Source organism: Bacillus salipaludis (assembly GCF_030938565.1).
Classification (GTDB): domain Bacteria; phylum Bacillota; class Bacilli; order Bacillales; family Cytobacillaceae; genus Neobacillus; species Neobacillus salipaludis_A.
This window is the reverse complement of record NZ_JAVGVR010000001.1, coordinates 1,508,347-1,526,552: the sequence shown is the minus strand read 5'-3', so window position 1 is coordinate 1,526,552 and position 18,206 is coordinate 1,508,347. Positions and strand designations below refer to the sequence as shown.

The following is an 18,206-nucleotide window of genomic DNA, read 5'->3' as shown; positions in this document are numbered from 1 at the left end:
ACTACAAAATGAGGGAATATAATAGTATGCATTGTATTACGATAATCCATATTAGTCTTTTTGACAAGAATTGATTAGATTAAAGGAGGAACTTCCTTTTGGATACAGGAACTCACGTTGTCATGGGGATTGCACTTGGAGGTCTGGCAACACTTGACCCCGTTGTAGCAAGCAGCCATGCAGCAACAACCAGCGTTTTAATTGCCACAATTGCAGGGTCACAAATACCTGATATTGATACTGTTTTAAAACTTAGAAATAATGCGATTTATATTCGCAATCATCGGGGGGTTACCCATTCCATTCCGGCAGTGATTCTTTGGCCGCTTGTACTTTTAGCTGTGATTTTCCCATTTTTCCCAGCCGTCAATTTACTGCATTTATGGGCATGGACATTTTTTGCAGTATTTCTCCATGTATTTGTTGATATCTTTAATGCTTACGGCACCCAGGCCCTTAGACCATTTTCGAATAAATGGGTGGCGTTAGGTGTCATTAATACATTCGATCCTTATATTTTTGCGATTCATGTTGTGGGGATTTTTATTTGGATATTTGGAGCAAATCCAGGATACACCTTTTTGATTATGTATTTTGTTATTATTGGTTATTATCTACTAAGGTTCCGTGTCCGACATAAGGTTTTATTGGAGGTCCGTAGAATTGTTCCGGATGCAACGGAAATTATCATTGCACCAACAATGAAATTCCACCAATGGCGGATTGCCGCGATGAATGAGAAACAATTCTTTGTCGGAAAAGCCGTAAAGGATAAAGTGGAGATATTAGATTTATTTAATCGGATCCCAGTACCTGAAACCCCCGTCATTAAGGCAGCTAAAAAAGACAAAAACCTTTCTGCATTTTTATCCTTCTCACCTGTTTATCGCTGGGAAGTGGATGAATATGATGATTTTTATGAAGTCAGGTTTATTGATCTCAGGTATCGAAGCAATGGCCATTACCCTTTCGTTGCAGTTGTCCAATTAGATTGTGACCTAAACCGAATCAGCTCCTATACTGGATGGGTCTTCAGCGAAAAGAAACTGCGGAAAAAATTAAGTATTATACCAAGCTGATAAATAAAAAAGCGATGACATTTTATTTTGTCATCGCTTTTTATTTATAAAATCCTTATATTTCGGATTCGTTGCGATAAAGTCATGAAGTCGATTTCCATAATTTTCAATCCATTGTTTTACAATCCGCTCCGTCATTTCGCTGCCAAGATAGTCTCTGCCTGCTTTTGCTGAGGTCGTTTCAAAATCATCCCATAATAATTCAATCCATGTTTGGGCCTCGTCATAGGTGAGTTGGTTATTTTTAGCCAGCAAATAATCGATTAATCGCTCATGATACTCGTTCATACATTCACTCCTTTGCCATTTTCTTATAACATAACTGAATCTAATTAAGCAAATAATATTGTTACGTGGTTAGCATTGATCTTTTGGATGCTTTGCTTTTCACGATTTCTCATTCCTTTAGATGGAGGTATAGCATGAGAAACAAAGCAAAAAATTTCCCAAACCAAAATAACAATAAGTTAGAGGGAGAGCCAAGAGCAAAAGCAGAGTATGCTTCAAAAAGAGCAGATGGAACCACTAATACGCATCCACAGGAACGGATGCGGGCTTCTGGTCAGCGTGCCAATGATAATGATACACCTGATTCTTTAACCTAGGGAGGCGTTACTATGGGTAAACAGAAATTTTTTCAAAATAAGCCATTTTCAACACCATGGGCGAGTGCAAAACACCAACATTCTCAGATAAATGGCGAAAGCAAACTTACCCAAGACCTCATTATTTTAAAGCACCAAACCAGAAAGCAGTCCTAGAAAACAACCAAACCAGAGAGCTGCTCTCTGGTTTGTGTTTTATTTTACCCGCCTTAACATGGAAATTGGCACAGCTTCTTCTTTTCCATCACCTTTCAAACGGTATCCCCAGGCAAAAACTCCATTTAGATAATCGATCTTAAAATATTGCCCCGGATCCCCTTCAAGTTCATAAATTTCACCCGGCTCAAAGGAATCGGGACTTATTAAATAGGCACGAGCCATCAATACTTTCCTTTCAAGGACAGCAAACTCATTTACCCTTCCTAATTGCTCCGCTTTCCGTGCTTTCTCCTGAAGAGTCGCAATTTCTTGGCGTAATTCATGTTCGCTCAATTCACTATATCGTTTCTCCTGGTGCATGTAATCCACTCCCAAAGTTTCGTTATCCACCACATTTAAGTATAATTATTTTTGTAGAATTAATAAAGGAGTTTAGCAAATGAAAACAATCATGGTTACCGGTGCTGGTTCAGGGTTAGGGAAAGAAATGGCCTTATTATTTTCTGAGCAAAATTATCATCTGATATTAACGGGGCGGAACGAAGAAAAATTAAGGAGCACGAAAACGGAAATTGAAGCAACTGGCGGGAGTGCAGATTATCTCCAATTAGATATTCGTAACCATAAAGAGGTACAAGAAAAAATCGCTGATATTAGCCAGTCTTATGAAATTTATGGATTGGTCAACAACGCAGGAGTAGGACATTTTGGGCCTTTCCCGGAGATGACACAGCAGGAAATTGCGGAGATGCTGGACACGAATGTTCTTGGAACCATCCTGATGACAAAATCAGTTTTACCCTACTTGATTCATCGAGGTGAAGGAAAAATTATCAATATTATTTCAACAGCCGGGCTTCGCGGTAAGGTTAATGAAGCCATTTATGCAGCTAGTAAATTTGCGATACGCGGCTTTACTGAAAGTCTTCAAAAAGAATTTGAGGGAAGCAAGATCCAATTTACCGCCGTTTACATGGGTGGTATGAATACTCCATTTTGGAATGAGGGCAATCATGTGAAAGACCCTTCCCGTTTCCGTTCCCCAAGAGAAGTAGCTGAAATAATTGTCCAACAAATCAATCAAGATTCCATTATCATTGAAAGCAAAAAATCATGACATTTTGTCATGATTCTTCTTTTTCGGCTAAGAATTTTTCAATTAAATCCATCGAAAAACCTTTTCGATATAGGGCTTGTTTCATCTTTTGTTTATACTCAAAACCGCTAAAATGACAGTATTTCCGATAAACCTTTTCTCCTTGAAACCTGATTGCATCCATTTCTGCATCATTATCCTTGTCCAGTTCACTTTCATTTACAGCAATTTGAATAATCCCAAATGGATACCCTTTTCGAAGCAGTAATCCTTCAAGCTTTTGCTTTACAATCCGCTCAGAGTCCTTTGTATTCTTTTCAAAAAATTTCCTAGCAAGTATCGAAGCTTTTTCAACCTGCAGTTCATAAGGAAAATCCTGTAGGGCTTGTCTTGCAAAGTCCTCTTTTATTCCCCTGTCTTTTAATTCCAACCAAATTAAATCTGGTCCCTTGTCGGTTGTATTTACTTGGGTTCTGACAAATGCGTGAGCATATTCCCAGTCATCAATATATTTTTGGGAGGTTAATTTATAAAGAACCTCGTTAATAATGGGCTCATCAATTTCTTTTTTCGTTAAATAATCCATTATTTCTTTTTCGGACCGCATTCTTTTGGATAAATATTGGATAGCATGATGATAAGCTTTACGAATATCGTCCTGATACTGAATTTCTAGAAAGGAAAAGTCATCGAGCTCCATACCCTTTTTTAGCTGAAATTTTATTAAGACATCACTATCAACACTAAATGCAAATTCCTCGCCTTTTCCATAATCCATAAAAACATTATAGCGATCCTGATTTTTCTGCTGCGTGGTGATTTTCGTAATGATTGCCATTTTTCCTCACCTCAATACTACTTTACCATGTTTTTCATGAAATATCGCAAAGAATTGAAAATACACAGTATCATTCCTCCCCTATAAGGTAAAAATGGAAATAAGTACATATTGTGCTTAATTAAAATCCACTACGCTTAATGACATTTAGCAAAAATATGTTGAAAGGAATGAGCAAATATGGCGGAAAAAAAGAAAAAGGATAAGGATCGGGGAAAATATTCCTTAACCAGTATGCAGGAAGTAAGCTATCAAAGGGAATTTAAAATGGCAGATCGGGCTGGAGGATTTTCAGACAGAAAAACCAGACTGTAATTAAAACTTTGAAGCATTTCCCATTCATGGCCCTTTGTTTTTTGCTAACACTAAGAAAGGAACCAAGGAGGTTCCTGAAAGTTATCAATGAAAGGGGTTTTCGTAATGGGTCGTTCACGTGGGCATGGGTCTCGTGGTAAAAATAAAGCATCACTTCCACAGGTGCCAAAAAATCTTAAATCAGATGGAATCGATGAAGAGTATTCTGCTGAATTAGCCGATCAGGCAGATTTAGAGGCACAAGCACGAGCAAATGCAGCAAATCAGCGTGTAAATACCAAAAGAAATAGCTAACCTCTTTTAAAAAAGTTTGAATTTGAAAAAGAAGCAGGTGCCCTGCTTCTTTTTCGTTCTATTTTGTGGATAATGTGGATAATGTGGATTCAGCGTAAAAACCTCTTAAAATACAAGCTATAAAGCTTTTCACATTTTGTTAACAAATTTTGTGGGTAACCCTGTGGATAATGTGCATAAGTTTGTGGAATGCTTATAATATAGGACCTTTGATGTGGATAGTACAGTTAATAAATGAATTTTCATTCATTTATTACAATTTAAAATAAACATTAATTGGAATTCGAGACAATTGGGTAAAAATCTTCGGTATGGGCTACGATATCCCCCCACCCCATAAAATCCTCATCCGACACCTTCCAGGTATGTTTTTCTGTATCGTGACGGACTACTGCAAAATGAAAACAATCAGTAGAATAAATTTCAAAGCCGGCTTTTTTACATTGATCGATAAAAAAGTAATCCTCCGCACGATTTACTTTTTCAAATTGAACCTTTTCACTAACTGCTTTTCGAAACATTAACGTTGCTCCGGCAACCGTGTCTGAGAATGAATTTTCTTCACCAGGGACTAAGACCAAGGCCTTTTTATTCTTAAAATAAATATAATATGAACCTTTGCCGGCAATCGAAACCTTTTCGTTTTTAAAGGCCTGCATGGAACTGGTAATATACTCTGGGCCATAATAATCGTCATCATCGAATTTAGCAATAATATCATGAGTTGCCTTTAAAACCCCAAAATTTAAGCAATCTCCCAATGTTGCTTTTTCATGAAGTTGAAAAACACGTACATTTGGGTAATTCTTTGCTTTTTCCATCCATTTGTCTATACTCATTGAATCCTTATTAAGGACAATGATTAACTCTTTATCCTTCCATGTTTGCTGTTGATAATTTTTAAATACATTATTGATAAATTCATCTCTTATGGTACAAGTAATAATGGAAACCATTTTTCTCCTCCTTTCCTTCCGAATGCTTTTAGGAAGCAATAACTTTTTCAATGAAATTAGCCAGGTTTTTATATTTGCCTAGGTTACTTAGTTTCCGGAGATCAGATTTAAGGCCGTTTATTTGGTCTATTCCAAAACCGGCAGCTCCTAAAATATTAAAATGGCGAATATCCACTTTCAGTAAGATCGCAATCGTTTCAAGGACCAAGATGAATCTGTTTTGAAATTTTTTGGTTTTATCGCCGTATTTTTCAACCAAATTCTTATATTCTTGCAGAATATCATTCATGGTTGTTAAACCCGTTATCCTCGATAGTTCTAAACCAAGAATAAGGATGTCCACTTCATGATGCTTCTTAATAAATAAATGATAATTCTCGATGGCCTCTTTCCACTTGCTTTTTGCGACTGGATGTTCTTGGTGATAGGATATAACATTCTCGGCATTAAGATACTTCGCCCCTGCCTTATATAAGCGGTATCCTAATTCCCAGTCTTCATAACCGTATTTCACAAATTCCTCATCAAAAACCCCTGCTTTATTTAAAAGCTCTCTTCTCAAAGAAACATTCCCTGTCAGGAAGGCCATCCATGGAAATTCAAACCCTTCTAAATCCGTTCCATATTTGCTGGTAAGGTTGCGAAACCACGAGTTCGCATCCTTAATTAAAGCACCATAGGCCTGATTTGTAATATCACTTTTATTAATGAGAGGATAAGGCTTTTCAGTTGTTTTTTCATAATTATCGAATTTACTTTTAAGGTTTTCATTCCCTTTTACCATCTCAGCGATTTGGCCAAGTTTATCACGATCATATTTTGGAAAAATACAAGTAATTATATTCCTAGAATACATAACCCCAGACATAATAAGATTACTTTTTGCTTGGTGATACTTAACGTGATTGGTAACAAAATTAGGGTCAACAAGCATTTCAGCGTCTAAAAATATCAGGATGTTTCCACTCGATGCTTGAATTCCTAAGTTGCGCACCTTTGCCCTTCCAAGATTTTCATTGTTTCGAATATATTTGAATTGATATGGCGCTTGATAGTTTTTAAGGGAGTCTTCGGTTTGATCTGTAGAGGCATCATCAATGAAAATAACTTCCATTTTTTCCGAATTGAATGTCTGGTTTTCAAGAGAATATAGGGTGAATAGGTTTAGTGGATACTTATTGTAGGAAGGGATAATAATACTTACCTCTATTTTTTTATTCTGATTATTCGTCAAACCTCTATAATTATCAGTCTTTGTTTCATTATTCGCTGATACTGGTTCTCTCTTAATTTCTCTAGTGATTTTTTTAGGCCAAATGGCATATAGACCGTTCTCTCGCCCCTTCATTCTAACATTCATATTTACTTTCAGCTGATTTTCGCTTCTGCAATGATTCCAAATTCTAACTTCTTTAATATCCCCTATAAAGAACACTCCAGGCGGATAAACAATGGAACCTGATGGAGAGACATACTTTTTAGGACTCTTTTCCCCTTCTTTTACGAAAGTACCATTTATGAAAAGAAAGGGTCTTTTCTCCTTATAAACAACTGCCACATGTACCCACTCATTAATGGAGGTCTCATAAACTAAAGTGGCGTAAATATTGTTTTGTGTATATTCATAGACAGATACTCCATTCATGCCAATGGAGACGAAGATTCCGGAGCTATTTTGGTCCTCTCCTCTAGCAGGCCCAATAATATAATTTTTTCCATTGCTGTTTACTGGAACTTCCCTGGACTGTTTATCGATTTGATGTATGTTTCCAGGCTTAACCATAAATTCATAGGTAAACGAATTTTTTATATTTCTGATCAATCGGTCAGTGATGTTTCCTGACATGTTGCACCCCTTTTCCTTCTTTATGCTAAACCACGTCCGATTTAGTATAGCTTTTACACAATATGTACAAGGGTATAAATTGGACTAGACTATCTCCCATTTATCTGTTGGTTTTTATTTTTTCATAAAAAAAATAAGACAGCAGCCTCAAAATAAGGCCTGCTGTCTAAGGAAATTTTTTATATTGTAACGGTTAGGTATTCTTTTTTATTTTGAAGGATTTGCGTTCCATCCAGGATTGGGTAATAACTTAATGATGGAAACTCTTTAGCTTTCTGTAAGATCTCCTCATCAGTGGTCTCCACAATAAAAGTTTGATCTGACACTTGATCTACAGGGTGGATGGATGGGCTTAATTCCGTTTTACTCACCCCGCTTATTAGCCAGAAATTATTTACTGAACCGGCAGCAAGGGGTAAAACTTCTATTACAGGATTAGTCTGAAGCTTATTTTGCTGATTACTTTGGCTTACATAAACTAGGTCCTCGATAACTGCACTTGCGGTCGGAAACATTCCCGCGCCAGGACCTTGCAGAGTTATCCTGCCCACGATGTCTGAGAATACATTTACCGCATTTTCTACCCCTTCCACATGATAGAATGGATGGGACTTACTGACAAGCACTGGCCTTACACTTCCAATAAGTTTATCCCCTTCTTTTTGAATACTCACAACATGCTTGAACCGAAAACCAAGCTGGTCTGCCGTTTCAATTAAGTCACTTGTAATAGAAGTGATTCCAACTCGTTCCACAGCCTTCCAATTCGGTGCATTTCCAAAGGCCACTCTGCTTAAAACCATTAATTTATAAAAAGCATCAAAGCCTTCCACATCATTGGTTGGGTCTGCTTCCGCAAATCCCTTTTCCTGAGCCAATTTTAAGGCATCAGCAAATGACTGCTTTTTCTCACGCATTTCAGTCAAAATGAAATTAGATGTCCCGTTAACAATTCCTTGAATTTGCTGAACACGATTGACCTTTAACAATTGTCTTAAGGTTTGAATGATTGGAACTCCACCCGCAACAGTCGCTTCAAAGCCAATCGATACTTGGTGTTCTTCAGCAAGATCCAATAGCTCTTTTCCATGGTGTGCAAACATTTCTTTGTTCGCAGTAATAATATGGCAGCCTCTTTCAATTGCTTGTTTTAAATAGTTAAAGGCTGGGTCTTTGCCCACAATCGCATCAACCACAATATCAAGTTGTGAAAGATTGATAATTTCATTGAAATCCGTTGTGATAAGAACATCCTTTGCGATTTTTCTTTCTTTTTGATTATTTTTAATTAGAACGGCCGCAACCTCCACTTTCTTTCCCAATAGTGCTTCCAGTTCACTTTCATGTGTTTGAATGGTTCGATAAACTCCTTCGCCTACTGTTCCGAACCCTAAAATGGCTACCTTTACTGTCATGATTGATCCCCCCGCTATTAAAAAATGGAAAAAAGAAAACCCTCTTCATAAGAAGAGGGTCGTCATCCTCCTCTTATCTTTCAGGTTAAACATAACCTGCAGGAATTAGCACCTTTTCAAGGATTACCTTGAAGGTTGCCGGGCTTCATCGGGCCTAGTCCCTCCGCCGCTCTGGATAAGAGTATTTATAAAATTGTTAGTTGAATTTCCATGTTATGAATGAAATTGTAGTTGATTCCTGCAAAGCTGTCAATCTTTTTTGAAAATTCCTTTTACAGGGGTAATAAAGAAATTATGTCCCGTTCCTTCACTTGATTAATCATTTCAAGCCATTCTTTAGGTTTATTTGAAAGAATTGAGTAATAGGTAGTCAGAAACTCTACTACTAAAGCTGCCTGTAAATGTTCCAATTCATCATCCATTGGCATAAAGCATAAATCCAATCCTTTTACCGCTTCGCCATTATTCTCCCATGAAGGGTGGACATAGGAAAGGTCAAGACGTTTGTAGCCCAAATGAGACAATACCTCCCTGCGAACATAAGGATCCATCACTTTTACTCCGCCAAACTCGTGATTTTGAACACGATACGGGTCATAGATTTCAGCAAACATACCAAATAGTTCGTTTCCATTGTCTAGTGCTAGTTTTTTTAAGTCTTTTAATCTATTTTGAGCTAAGAATCGGCCAAGTCCAAGCCCAGGCTTACCGATAATCGTAAAATCTGTCATAGCAATATTCCATTCGGGATAATATCGATATTCAGTTGCTCCTACAACCTCATCCTCCTGTAACGCAACAAACACCCGAATACTTGGATCCTCTAATGGTTCTCTCCATAACTCATACTCTAATACTTCTTCTTGGGGGAAAATTTCTCCCATTAATTGATGCAACTTTTTAAAATTCGGATCCTTAATACTCGTAATGCGTTTATAATCCATTTTCATTCATTCCCCCTTTATTTGAATGGGTTTTTCCATTCCATTAAAACAGCATAATTACAGGATTCTTCATCCTCAAGATAGTTTTCTGCAAGTCCGATTGGAACTCTGCCACAATGCAGCAGGAAAGTGATTACAGGGTCCTTAACATCTCCCTTTATGATTGCCTGCAAATACTCTTCCGGCGTCATTTTATTTGCGAGTTTACGATAGCCCGGCATTCTCCCGCCGCCAAGCAACCGATCAAGGCCTTTTTGAATCACAATATGATACATGGACTGCATCATTAATTTACCAATTCCCAGCTTACGATATTTGGGGCGGACACCAATGTCGACAATGTACAACGTGTTTCCATTCGGTTGGTGATTGCGGATATAGCCGTGGTCAGTAATCTCCTCCCACTTATGGCTTGGATGGTTGGGATCAAAATCGACGCACACCCCCGTCAGGGATCCTGCTAATTCACCATTCACTTCAACGCATAATGCTCCGTCTTGAAAAAGGGTTACATGATTTATTAATTGTTCCTCGTTCCACCATAATTCTGAAGGAAATGGCGGTGGGAAACATTCTTTTTGAATGTCAATGAGCTGGGAAAAATCATTCTTTGTGTAATTGCGGACTATCACCGGAACAGGCAGATTTTTATCAAAAACATAAAATTCACTCCGATACAATAGGATCCCCCCTATTTTTCCCAATCCGTATATAAATCCGTTCTTCGGTCACGCCAAGTTGTGACTGAGCCACGGTCTCTCACTTCATAAAGGAGCTCAAGGTCCAGGTCAGCCGTGACGATCATGTCATGATTGATTTCGCCTTCTGCTAAGATTCCTTGGGGTGGAAAAGGTATATCATTTGGTGTAATAATGGCTGCCTGGCCAAAATTTGCGCGCATAAAATCGACCGTCGGAAGGGAGCCGACCGTTCCTGTTAAAACAACATAGACTTGATTTTCAATCGCACGAGCATGGCTTGTGTAACGAACGCGGTGAAATCCATGACGGTCATCGGTACAGGATGGACAGAAAATAACATCCGCACCCTTTGCTTTTGCCATCCGTACGATTTCTGGAAATTCAATATCGTAGCAGGTAAGGATTGCAATCTTCCCTTTTTCCGTTTCAAAAATTTGAAAGGATTCCCCTGCTTCCATATTCCATTCGTTTACTTCAGTCGGTGTAATATGGAGCTTCGCCTGTTCGCCAATTCTTCCATCCGGATAAAATAAATGAGCGGTATTAAAAAGCTTGCCGTCCCTTTCCAAAACTTGGGTTCCGGCGATGATATGCATGTTGGTTTGTTTTGCGAAGTTGGAAAATAGTTCACGGTATTGGTCTGTAAAGCTTGGAAGTTCGTCAATTTTCTTTCCCTTTCCGATGGATAGGAGCTGAGTGGTAAAGAATTCGGGAAAAAGGACGAATTCGGCACCAAATTCTTCAGCAGTTTTTATATAATGCTCACATTGTTGGGCGAATTCTTCAAAGGATTGTATGGTATGCAGATGGTACTGGACCGCTGAAACTCTTAATTTCATTTTTCTCCCCCTGTTACTGATTTAAAATGACACTTATGAGAATTATCTATCATTTTGGTATTTTCTTCAATGGGAATGATTATAAAAAAGGGGGAGGATTTCTAAATCTCTTTGGGCTAATTTTAGCGGCTTTTTATGAAGTCCTTATTAACATCATATTGGAATATTTTAATATAACTTATAAACTTCCTAAAACACTACATTTAAGTGCATTAACTCAATCTCCAAAACCAAAATCCTTGCCCTTTTATATCTTACCTCGCCCATGCAGAAATGGTCGTTATATTCTCCGGTTTTGTCCTGCAGCAGCCACCAATCAATCGGGCACCGCATTCATACCAGTGAAGGGTACTGTCGCCGTAAGTTTCATCAGATGATGCCCCATTCCAAGTTTTAGTGACTGCATCGTACTGCTCGCCTAAATTTGGATATACGATGATAGGTTTAACTGTATGACTGTGCACTTTATTTATCAGCGAAGAAATGTACTGGGGCTGCGTGCAGTTTATGCCGACGGCAGCCACTTGATCATATTTATCCAGCCATTCTGCACACTCAGCAACCAGGGTTCCATCACTAATATGAAGCCCGTCTTTTGCACTGAAGCTAATCCATGCATAGGTTTTGGGAAACTCTTCTAGTAACCTAACGATTGCTCTGGCCTCCATCAGACATGGAATAGTTTCGCAGGCCAGGATATCGGAACCGGCATCGATCAAGGCTTTCATACGGGGCCTATGGAAATTCATAAGTTCTTCTTCGGTCAACGTATAATCTCCTCGATATTCAGATCCATCAGCAAGAAATGCGCCATATGGCCCTACAGAACCGGCTACTAAAGGCTTCGGCCGGTTTGAGCGGTTCTCGGGTATTCCCCAGAATTCATCGCGTGCTTTTAAGGCTATCTGCACGGATTTCTGGATGAGAATGAGCGCTTCAGCCTCGCTTAAACCGCGCCGGGAGAATCCTTCGACAGTTGCCTGGTAACTTGCAGTGATAGCACAGTCAGCTCCCGCTTTAAAATAATCCGTATGTACCTGTTTGATAAGCTCAGGATTTTCGATAAGTATGGTTGCCGACCAAAGACTGTCGTTCAAATTACAGCCATGACGCTCAAGTTCAGTTGCCATTGCACCATCTAATATAACTAACGGGAATTTCTCTAATATGTTTTCAATAGGATTCATTATAGTACCTCCGATACAGTTAATTTTCTGTGATTCCGTAGAAATGATGAAAAGACGAGAACTTTTTATTTCTTATATAATCAGTGTTCATTGAGTTCATCAATATAGACCTAAGTTAGAAAAATGTCTTAGCCGTACTTAAGTTAAACAGATTTTAGGTAGCGTCGAGGCGATGAATTTGGTTAAAAAGGACAGATCCTCCTGCGAAAGAGGTCTGTCCAAGGGCAGGTGAAATTCATTCAGCAATGGATTGGATTAATAGAATAACAGTCTGACAACCGCAAGATATTTGTAGTATTTTTAATTGAATTTTTTCACAACACTATTAATAGTATTTTCCAGTTTAATAGATCTTTTAAACCAAGCCCTCTCTACTTAATATTATCTATATACTGATTGTGTTGATCATAAGAATCTAATAGATTCTTTTTTCCGCGATGTTTAATATAGTAGAAAAAATAGCATAAGCCAATGAAGGGTACTCCACTATATAGAGCAATTCGTTGGCTTTGATCGAAAGCAAGGCCTACACAAGAAGCAAAACATAAAACAAAAGCAGTAATGGGCACAAAGGGATACAGAGGTGTACGAAATTTCAAATGTGTGATATCCCCTCCCTCTTTAATAAAACGCTTTCGAAACATATACTGCGATAACACAATTCCCATCCATACAGTAACCACGGCAAATCCTGAAATAGCTACAAGCACTAAATAAACTGTATCTGGTGCAACTACACTAGAGAATAACGACAAACAGGCTACTGCCATACTTAAAATTAACGCATTAAGCGGCACTCCTTTTGATGTTACCTTTCCTAAGAGGGGGCTTATTGTTTTTCCGTTGGAAAGAGACCATAACATACGAGTAGATGCATAGAGACCGGAATTTGCTACGGATAATAAAGCTGTAAGAATAACGAAGTTCATGATGTCAGCTGCATAAGGAATTCCTATATTATCAAAGACCATAACGAACGGACTTTCAATAACTCCTGCTTCTTTCCAAGAGATTAATCCAGATAATACAAATATAGCTCCGATAAAGAAAAAAACGGTTCTCCAAATTACATTTCTGACGGAACGGGGAATGTCTTTTTCCGGATTTTCGCTCTCTCCAGCGGCAATTCCAATAAGCTCTGTTCCTGAAAAGGCAAAGTTTACGGAAATCATAGCCATTAAAACTGGAAGCATCCCATTAGGAAAAAGACCTCCTTCACCAGTAAAATGTGAGAGCATCGGGGCAGATGCATGGCCTTTCATTGGTATGAAACCAAACATCGCAGCTCCCCCCAATACGATAAATAAAATAATGGTAATTACTTTAATTCCGGCAAACCAAAATTCTGCTTCGGCAAAAAATTTTACTGAAAAGGCATTTAGTAGAAAAAGGGCAATCGCAAAGATGGCACTCCATATCCAAACGGAGGTATCAGGGAACCATCTCTTCATTAATAGACCGGAGGCGGTAAATTCCGATCCTACTGTTACAACCCAGGTAAGCCAGTACATTACACCAATAGTAAATCCGGTAGCAGGACCGACATACTTTGTAGCATAGGTTTGAAATGAACCGGTTACCGGCATGGCTACAGTTAATTCACCAAGACAAAGCATAACAAGATACATAATGAGTGCCCCAACCAAATAAGCGAGAATCGTCCCTCCTGGTCCAGCTTGATTAATGGTATAGCCCGTGCTTAGAAAAAGGCCTGTGCCAATTACCCCTCCTAGCGAAATCATAAACAAATGTCTGCTTTTCATTGTACGTTTTAACTGATTTTGATCAGAATTTTTTACCTGTAGCATCCAGTTTCCTCCTTTGGTATAGGTAACCGCGTGTTCAAAACCTATTAGGTCAATTCCTATTAAACTAGCATTTACCACTCCATTGCTTTATTATCTTTTAACGGCAACCTTAAAACAAACAACTTTTGGTTCTGTCATTTCTTGAAGTGCAAATTTAATTCCTTCACGACCTATACCAGATCCTTTTACACCCCCAAAAGGCATCGCATCTATTCGATAATCGGAGCTGTCATTTACAATAACCCCGCCTACATCCAGCTTACGTACAGCCCCCAAAGCATAATCTAAATTTTGAGTGAAAATACCTGCTTGTAAGCCGAAAGCCACGTTGTTAGATTGAAAAATAGCTGTATCAAGATCAGGAACACTATAAAGGGTAACAACTGGTCCGAACACTTCTTCCGTTGCCAGCTTGCAATCAGTTGGTACATTCTCTAGAACAGTTGGATAATAAAAAGATCCCTTTCGTTTGCCGCCACAAAGCAATTTTGCTCCACTTTCAACGGCTTCATTAACCCAACTCTCCACCCGCTTTGCTTCCTTTTCTGATATCATTGGCCCCATATCGGTTTCCTCTGAAAATTTATTACCCACTCGATATTTTAGAGTACGAGCAAGGAACCTTCCGACAAAGTTTTGATAAATCCCTTCTTGAACATAGACTCTTTGCACTCCGAGGCAATTTTGACCTGCAGCCCAAAAGGCTCCGGAAACAGTTGATTCAACGGCTTCTTCTAAATCAGCGTCTTCCAGAACGATAACCGGTGAGTTCGATCCTAACTCCATACTGAACTTTTTCATGCCCGCCTTTTGCATAATCTCTTGGCCAGTGGAAAGTCCCCCTGTAAAAGATATCATTCTTATCGCTGGATGGGTAATCAGGCTTTCTCCCATATCACTTGGATAGCCAGTAATGACGGATAAAACTTTAGGAGGCAAACCTGCTTTTTCAAATGCTTCTGCCAATAATAGAGCACTTAATGGTGTAGCTGGTGCTGGTTTAACGATGATCGCATTTCCAGCAGCAATAGCTGGCCCCACTTTATGTGCAACAAGGTTTAATGGATCGTTAAAAGGCGTGATCGCCAAAATGATTCCAATAGGAAAACGATAATAATATCCCATGCGATCTTCACTTCCCGGCATTTGGTCAAATAAAATCGTTTCTCCATTTATTCTCCTTGCCTCTTCAGCACTAATACGAAGAGTCTCAATACAGCGCAATACTTCTTTCCTTGCCTCTTTAATTGTTTTACTTCCCTCACATGCAATGGTGGCTGCGAACTTTTCTTTATGCTCATAAATCCAGTCAGCAGCACGATTTAAAATGGTGATTTTTTCGTGCGTCGACATGTCAGCAGCAATTTTTGCTCCCTTTTTTGCCTCCCCTATAGTATGAAGTACATCTTCCTCATTAGCGGCAGGGACAGTTGCGATTAATCGATTATCTTGGGGGTCGAAGACTTTAATGCTTTTGGATCGGGATACCCACTTTCCAGCCAGAAACATCTTATTTTCTTTTGTCTGTGTCTCTATATATGTCATTGTGTAACCACCTCATATAACTAATTTTTCATTTTGTAAATTAATAGTGTAAAAGATTACAATTGACCGCGGCTAATATTAATTAAATCAATAAGAATCGAGAATCCGGTTTCCTTTCGGCCGGCTCCGGCACCAATAAGCGTGATTGGACCGGCTAAATCGCAATCATATGTAATGGCATTTTGTGCACCTGAGACTCCAGCTAAAGGATCTGTAATCGGTATCGCTTCGGGACCCACCTTTGCGATGACTTTATCACCATCTTTTATACATTTAGCAATAAGTTTCCACTTTTTACCCTCAGATTTTGCCCATTGGATATCTTGTAGTGTAAGATGACTAATTCCTTCACATTCTACTTCTTTTCGTTTCATCGGAACGTTCATGACAATATTAGCTAGAATAGTAGCTTTATATTGGGCATCATACCCCTCGACATCACTTGTAGGATCTGCCTCTGCATAGCCAAGAGTTTGTGCCTCAGCCAATGCTGCCTCATAACTCAAGCCTTCTTCCATTTTGGTTAAAATATAATTGGTCGTTCCATTTAAAATCCCACGTATTTCTGTAATATTATTTCCTGCCAATGCCACGAGGGGCATTCTCAATGCAGGTGTTCCGCTCATAACGGTTCCTTCAAAGCCCCATCGAACATGATTCTTTCTGGCTAACCCAATCAGCTCTTGGTAAGCTAAAGAAACTGGACCTTTATTGCTCATTACTACATTCTTTCTACTTTCAAATGCTGCCTTACAATGATTGATGGCAGGTTGGCCTGTTTTTACATCTGTAAAAGTAATTTCTACAACGGTGTCAGCATTACTTTCACGAATGGTCTGAAAACTATCCCATCCTCTTACCAAACCAGGGCTTTCCGGATAGCAATCAAGTTTCCCAGTTTCCTTTACAGCTTGCAATGCTTTAGCAATATCTAAGCCTTCTGGATGATAAAGAGATCCCTTAACAAAATCGGAAATCGCAACAATTTTGGCATCAAAGCCAAGTCCGCTGCGTAACAATTCACCTTTTTCTTCTAAAATTTCTGCAAATCCTTGACCAACTACACCAAAACCAAGCAACGCAATTTTATGTGTCATACTCAATACCTCTTCCATTGTTATATTTTCACTTGCTGCTATTAACAGGCAATTGCGATTCTAAAAGGGAAAAAGCTTGTTCTAAATCCGAAATAAGATCTTCTGTATCTTCAATCCCTACGGAGATACGAACCAAACCTTCTGGAATACCAAGAGCTTTCCGTTCTTCAAGAGTACATTCAACATGGCTAGTGGTTCTTGCCGGTCCGTATATTGTTTCGACAGCTCCAAGATTTCCAGCTTTGTTTGCATACTGTAATTTTGGCAATAAAATTTTTATCGCCTCCATTTCATCTTTCAATACAAAACTTAAAATTCCGCCAAATCCCTTCATCTGTTTCTTTGCAATATGGTGATGTGGGTGTGTTTCTAATCCAGGATAATAAACTGCTTCCACAAGCTTTTGCTTTTGCAAATACTTTGCAATCTCCATTGCACTCTTTTCTTGTTGTCTGACACGAAGTTTTAACGTTTTCATCCCTCTTAAAATCAGATAAGCTGACCATGGATCCATGGTTGCTCCATTAATTTCGCGATAGTGATATACTCTTTTCATCAGTTCTTTGGAGCCGCACACCACACCCCCTAACGCATCGGCATGCCCGCTTAAAAATTTAGTGGCACTATGGATGACGATATCAACTTCTAATTGAATTGGATTTTGATTAATAGGAGTAGCAAAAGTATTGTCTATTATCACCAATGCCCCCATCGATTTTGCAGCTCTCACCATTCTTTCAATATCCGTAATTTTCATGGTAGGGTTGGTAGGAGATTCCAAATATAAAACCTTACATCCTTTGGCCACTTCTGCTTCAATTTCTTCATGATTTCCAGTGTTACATAACGTTACATCTACATCGATATTCGGCAAGAATTCAGTAAAGATTTTATTGGTCCCTCCATATGTATCTTTCACGGATATTACCCGGTCGCCTGGTCTTAAAAAGGTATATAAAGTACTGCTAATAGCAGCCATTCCCGATGAGAAAGCAATCGCTTCCTCTGCCCCCTCAAGAATTCGTACCTTTTCTTCAAAAGCTTGTACAGTTGGATTTGTCATTCGATTGTAAATATGTCCAGGTTTATTTCCGATAGCAACTTCTTGCCACTCATCCACGTCATCGTAATTGTAGGCTACACTAAGCACCACCGGTACTTGGGTTGCATTGTAAGCAAGAGATTCCTTTTCTCCTGCCCATACAGCTTTTGTACCGTCTTGTATATCTTTAAAGTTTCTTTTGCTCATGTTTCTACCACCTCTCATTTTTTATAAAACTAAAAATATGTACTTTTGAATCCCAACTAAATTTCGTTTAAAAAAGTACCCCCTTTATGCTAAATTTTGTACTTCTTTTTTTAATGCAGTGCGTTCTTTGGACACCTTCTAATTAAGACACTTTAAATTATACAATATATTGCGTAATGTATAATACGCTGAATTATCTGAAAATTGTCCATGTAAAAATTATATAATGGACC

20 protein-coding genes and 1 riboswitch are annotated in these 18,206 nt (G+C 38.7%); of the genes, 6 read left to right on the top strand and 14 right to left on the bottom strand.

Going from position 1 to position 18,206, the window contains the following annotated elements; genetic code table 11:
- Positions 1-98 precede the first annotated feature (98 nt).
- Entirely contained in the window at positions 99-1,079 is a 981-nt protein-coding gene (locus tag RCG21_RS07375; protein ID WP_133337299.1) for a metal-dependent hydrolase, read from the top strand.
- A 30-nt stretch (positions 1,080-1,109) separates the two neighbouring features.
- Here RCG21_RS07375 and RCG21_RS07370 read toward each other — a convergent pair whose 3' ends face one another.
- Positions 1,110-1,367, bottom strand: coding sequence for a YfhJ family protein (locus tag RCG21_RS07370; RefSeq protein WP_133337301.1), 258 nt, complete (start codon positions 1,365-1,367; stop codon positions 1,110-1,112).
- Positions 1,368-1,501: 134 nt separating this feature from the next.
- On the opposite strand from RCG21_RS07370, the gene RCG21_RS07365 reads away from it, so the two are divergent.
- Together RCG21_RS07365 and RCG21_RS07360 are read left to right on the top strand one after the other, a co-directional pair.
- Positions 1,502-1,684: a small, acid-soluble spore protein K gene (locus RCG21_RS07365; RefSeq protein WP_133337303.1), complete on the top strand. Its 183-nt coding sequence runs from the start codon at positions 1,502-1,504 to the stop codon at positions 1,682-1,684.
- Between the two features lie 12 nt (positions 1,685-1,696).
- Positions 1,697-1,840: a YpzG family protein gene (locus RCG21_RS07360; RefSeq protein WP_133337305.1), complete on the top strand. Its 144-nt coding sequence runs from the start codon at positions 1,697-1,699 to the stop codon at positions 1,838-1,840.
- A 39-nt stretch (positions 1,841-1,879) separates the two neighbouring features.
- On the opposite strand, the gene RCG21_RS07355 is transcribed toward RCG21_RS07360, so the two are convergent.
- On the bottom strand, positions 1,880-2,203 hold the full coding sequence (locus RCG21_RS07355; protein WP_026573508.1) for a YfhH family protein: 324 nt from the start codon (positions 2,201-2,203) through the stop codon (positions 1,880-1,882).
- Between the two features lie 79 nt (positions 2,204-2,282).
- On the opposite strand from RCG21_RS07355, the gene RCG21_RS07350 reads away from it, so the two are divergent.
- Complete coding sequence (locus RCG21_RS07350; protein WP_133337307.1) at positions 2,283-2,960, top strand: SDR family NAD(P)-dependent oxidoreductase; 678 nt, start codon at positions 2,283-2,285, stop codon at positions 2,958-2,960.
- A gap of 7 nt (positions 2,961-2,967) precedes the next feature.
- On the opposite strand, the gene recX is transcribed toward RCG21_RS07350, so the two are convergent.
- Positions 2,968-3,777, bottom strand: coding sequence for a recombination regulator RecX (recX, locus tag RCG21_RS07345; RefSeq protein WP_133337309.1), 810 nt, complete (start codon positions 3,775-3,777; stop codon positions 2,968-2,970).
- A 180-nt stretch (positions 3,778-3,957) separates the two neighbouring features.
- On the opposite strand from recX, the gene RCG21_RS07340 reads away from it, so the two are divergent.
- Both RCG21_RS07340 and RCG21_RS07335 read left to right on the top strand, forming a co-directional pair.
- Complete coding sequence (locus tag RCG21_RS07340) at positions 3,958-4,092, top strand: YfhE family protein (RefSeq protein ID WP_081810689.1); 135 nt, start codon at positions 3,958-3,960, stop codon at positions 4,090-4,092.
- A 105-nt stretch (positions 4,093-4,197) separates the two neighbouring features.
- Complete coding sequence (locus RCG21_RS07335) at positions 4,198-4,386, top strand: YfhD family protein (protein WP_133337311.1); 189 nt, start codon at positions 4,198-4,200, stop codon at positions 4,384-4,386.
- Positions 4,387-4,658: 272 nt separating this feature from the next.
- Here RCG21_RS07335 and RCG21_RS07330 read toward each other — a convergent pair whose 3' ends face one another.
- The 11 genes from RCG21_RS07330 to RCG21_RS07280 form a co-directional block, all read right to left on the bottom strand.
- Positions 4,659-5,342, bottom strand: coding sequence for a glycosyltransferase family 2 protein (locus RCG21_RS07330; RefSeq protein ID WP_133337313.1), 684 nt, complete (start codon positions 5,340-5,342; stop codon positions 4,659-4,661).
- A 28-nt stretch (positions 5,343-5,370) separates the two neighbouring features.
- The gene (locus RCG21_RS07325; RefSeq protein WP_133337315.1) at positions 5,371-7,188 is read right to left on the bottom strand and encodes a glycosyltransferase; all 1,818 of its coding nucleotides are present in this window, start codon (positions 7,186-7,188) and stop codon (positions 5,371-5,373) included.
- Positions 7,189-7,367: 179 nt separating this feature from the next.
- Positions 7,368-8,603 carry a homoserine dehydrogenase gene (locus RCG21_RS07320; protein WP_235824879.1) on the bottom strand — a complete coding sequence of 412 codons (1,236 nt, stop codon included), beginning with the start codon at positions 8,601-8,603 and terminating at the stop codon, positions 7,368-7,370.
- 70 nt (positions 8,604-8,673) lie between these two features.
- Positions 8,674-8,785, bottom strand: a riboswitch (SAM riboswitch).
- Between the two features lie 90 nt (positions 8,786-8,875).
- Positions 8,876-9,547, bottom strand: coding sequence for a GNAT family N-acetyltransferase (locus RCG21_RS07315; RefSeq protein WP_133337319.1), 672 nt, complete (start codon positions 9,545-9,547; stop codon positions 8,876-8,878).
- Between the two features lie 17 nt (positions 9,548-9,564).
- Positions 9,565-10,227, bottom strand: a complete 663-nt coding sequence (locus RCG21_RS07310) for a GNAT family N-acetyltransferase (protein ID WP_133337321.1) — start codon at positions 10,225-10,227, stop codon at positions 9,565-9,567.
- Between the two features lie 11 nt (positions 10,228-10,238).
- A complete protein-coding gene (locus RCG21_RS07305) occupies positions 10,239-11,087 on the bottom strand; it encodes a carbon-nitrogen hydrolase family protein (RefSeq protein ID WP_133337323.1) in 849 nt (282 codons plus the stop codon).
- Positions 11,088-11,341: 254 nt separating this feature from the next.
- Entirely contained in the window at positions 11,342-12,274 is a 933-nt protein-coding gene (gene mmuM, locus RCG21_RS07300) for a homocysteine S-methyltransferase (protein WP_308913034.1), read from the bottom strand.
- A gap of 371 nt (positions 12,275-12,645) precedes the next feature.
- The gene (locus RCG21_RS07295; RefSeq protein WP_133337327.1) at positions 12,646-14,082 is read right to left on the bottom strand and encodes an amino acid permease; all 1,437 of its coding nucleotides are present in this window, start codon (positions 14,080-14,082) and stop codon (positions 12,646-12,648) included.
- A 90-nt stretch (positions 14,083-14,172) separates the two neighbouring features.
- Positions 14,173-15,627, bottom strand: coding sequence for an aldehyde dehydrogenase family protein (locus tag RCG21_RS07290; RefSeq protein WP_235824880.1), 1,455 nt, complete (start codon positions 15,625-15,627; stop codon positions 14,173-14,175).
- A 56-nt stretch (positions 15,628-15,683) separates the two neighbouring features.
- Entirely contained in the window at positions 15,684-16,724 is a 1,041-nt protein-coding gene (locus RCG21_RS07285; RefSeq protein ID WP_133337329.1) for a homoserine dehydrogenase, read from the bottom strand.
- Between the two features lie 28 nt (positions 16,725-16,752).
- Positions 16,753-17,973 carry a cystathionine gamma-synthase family protein gene (locus RCG21_RS07280; RefSeq protein ID WP_133337331.1) on the bottom strand — a complete coding sequence of 407 codons (1,221 nt, stop codon included), beginning with the start codon at positions 17,971-17,973 and terminating at the stop codon, positions 16,753-16,755.
- Positions 17,974-18,206: the final 233 nt, after the last annotated feature.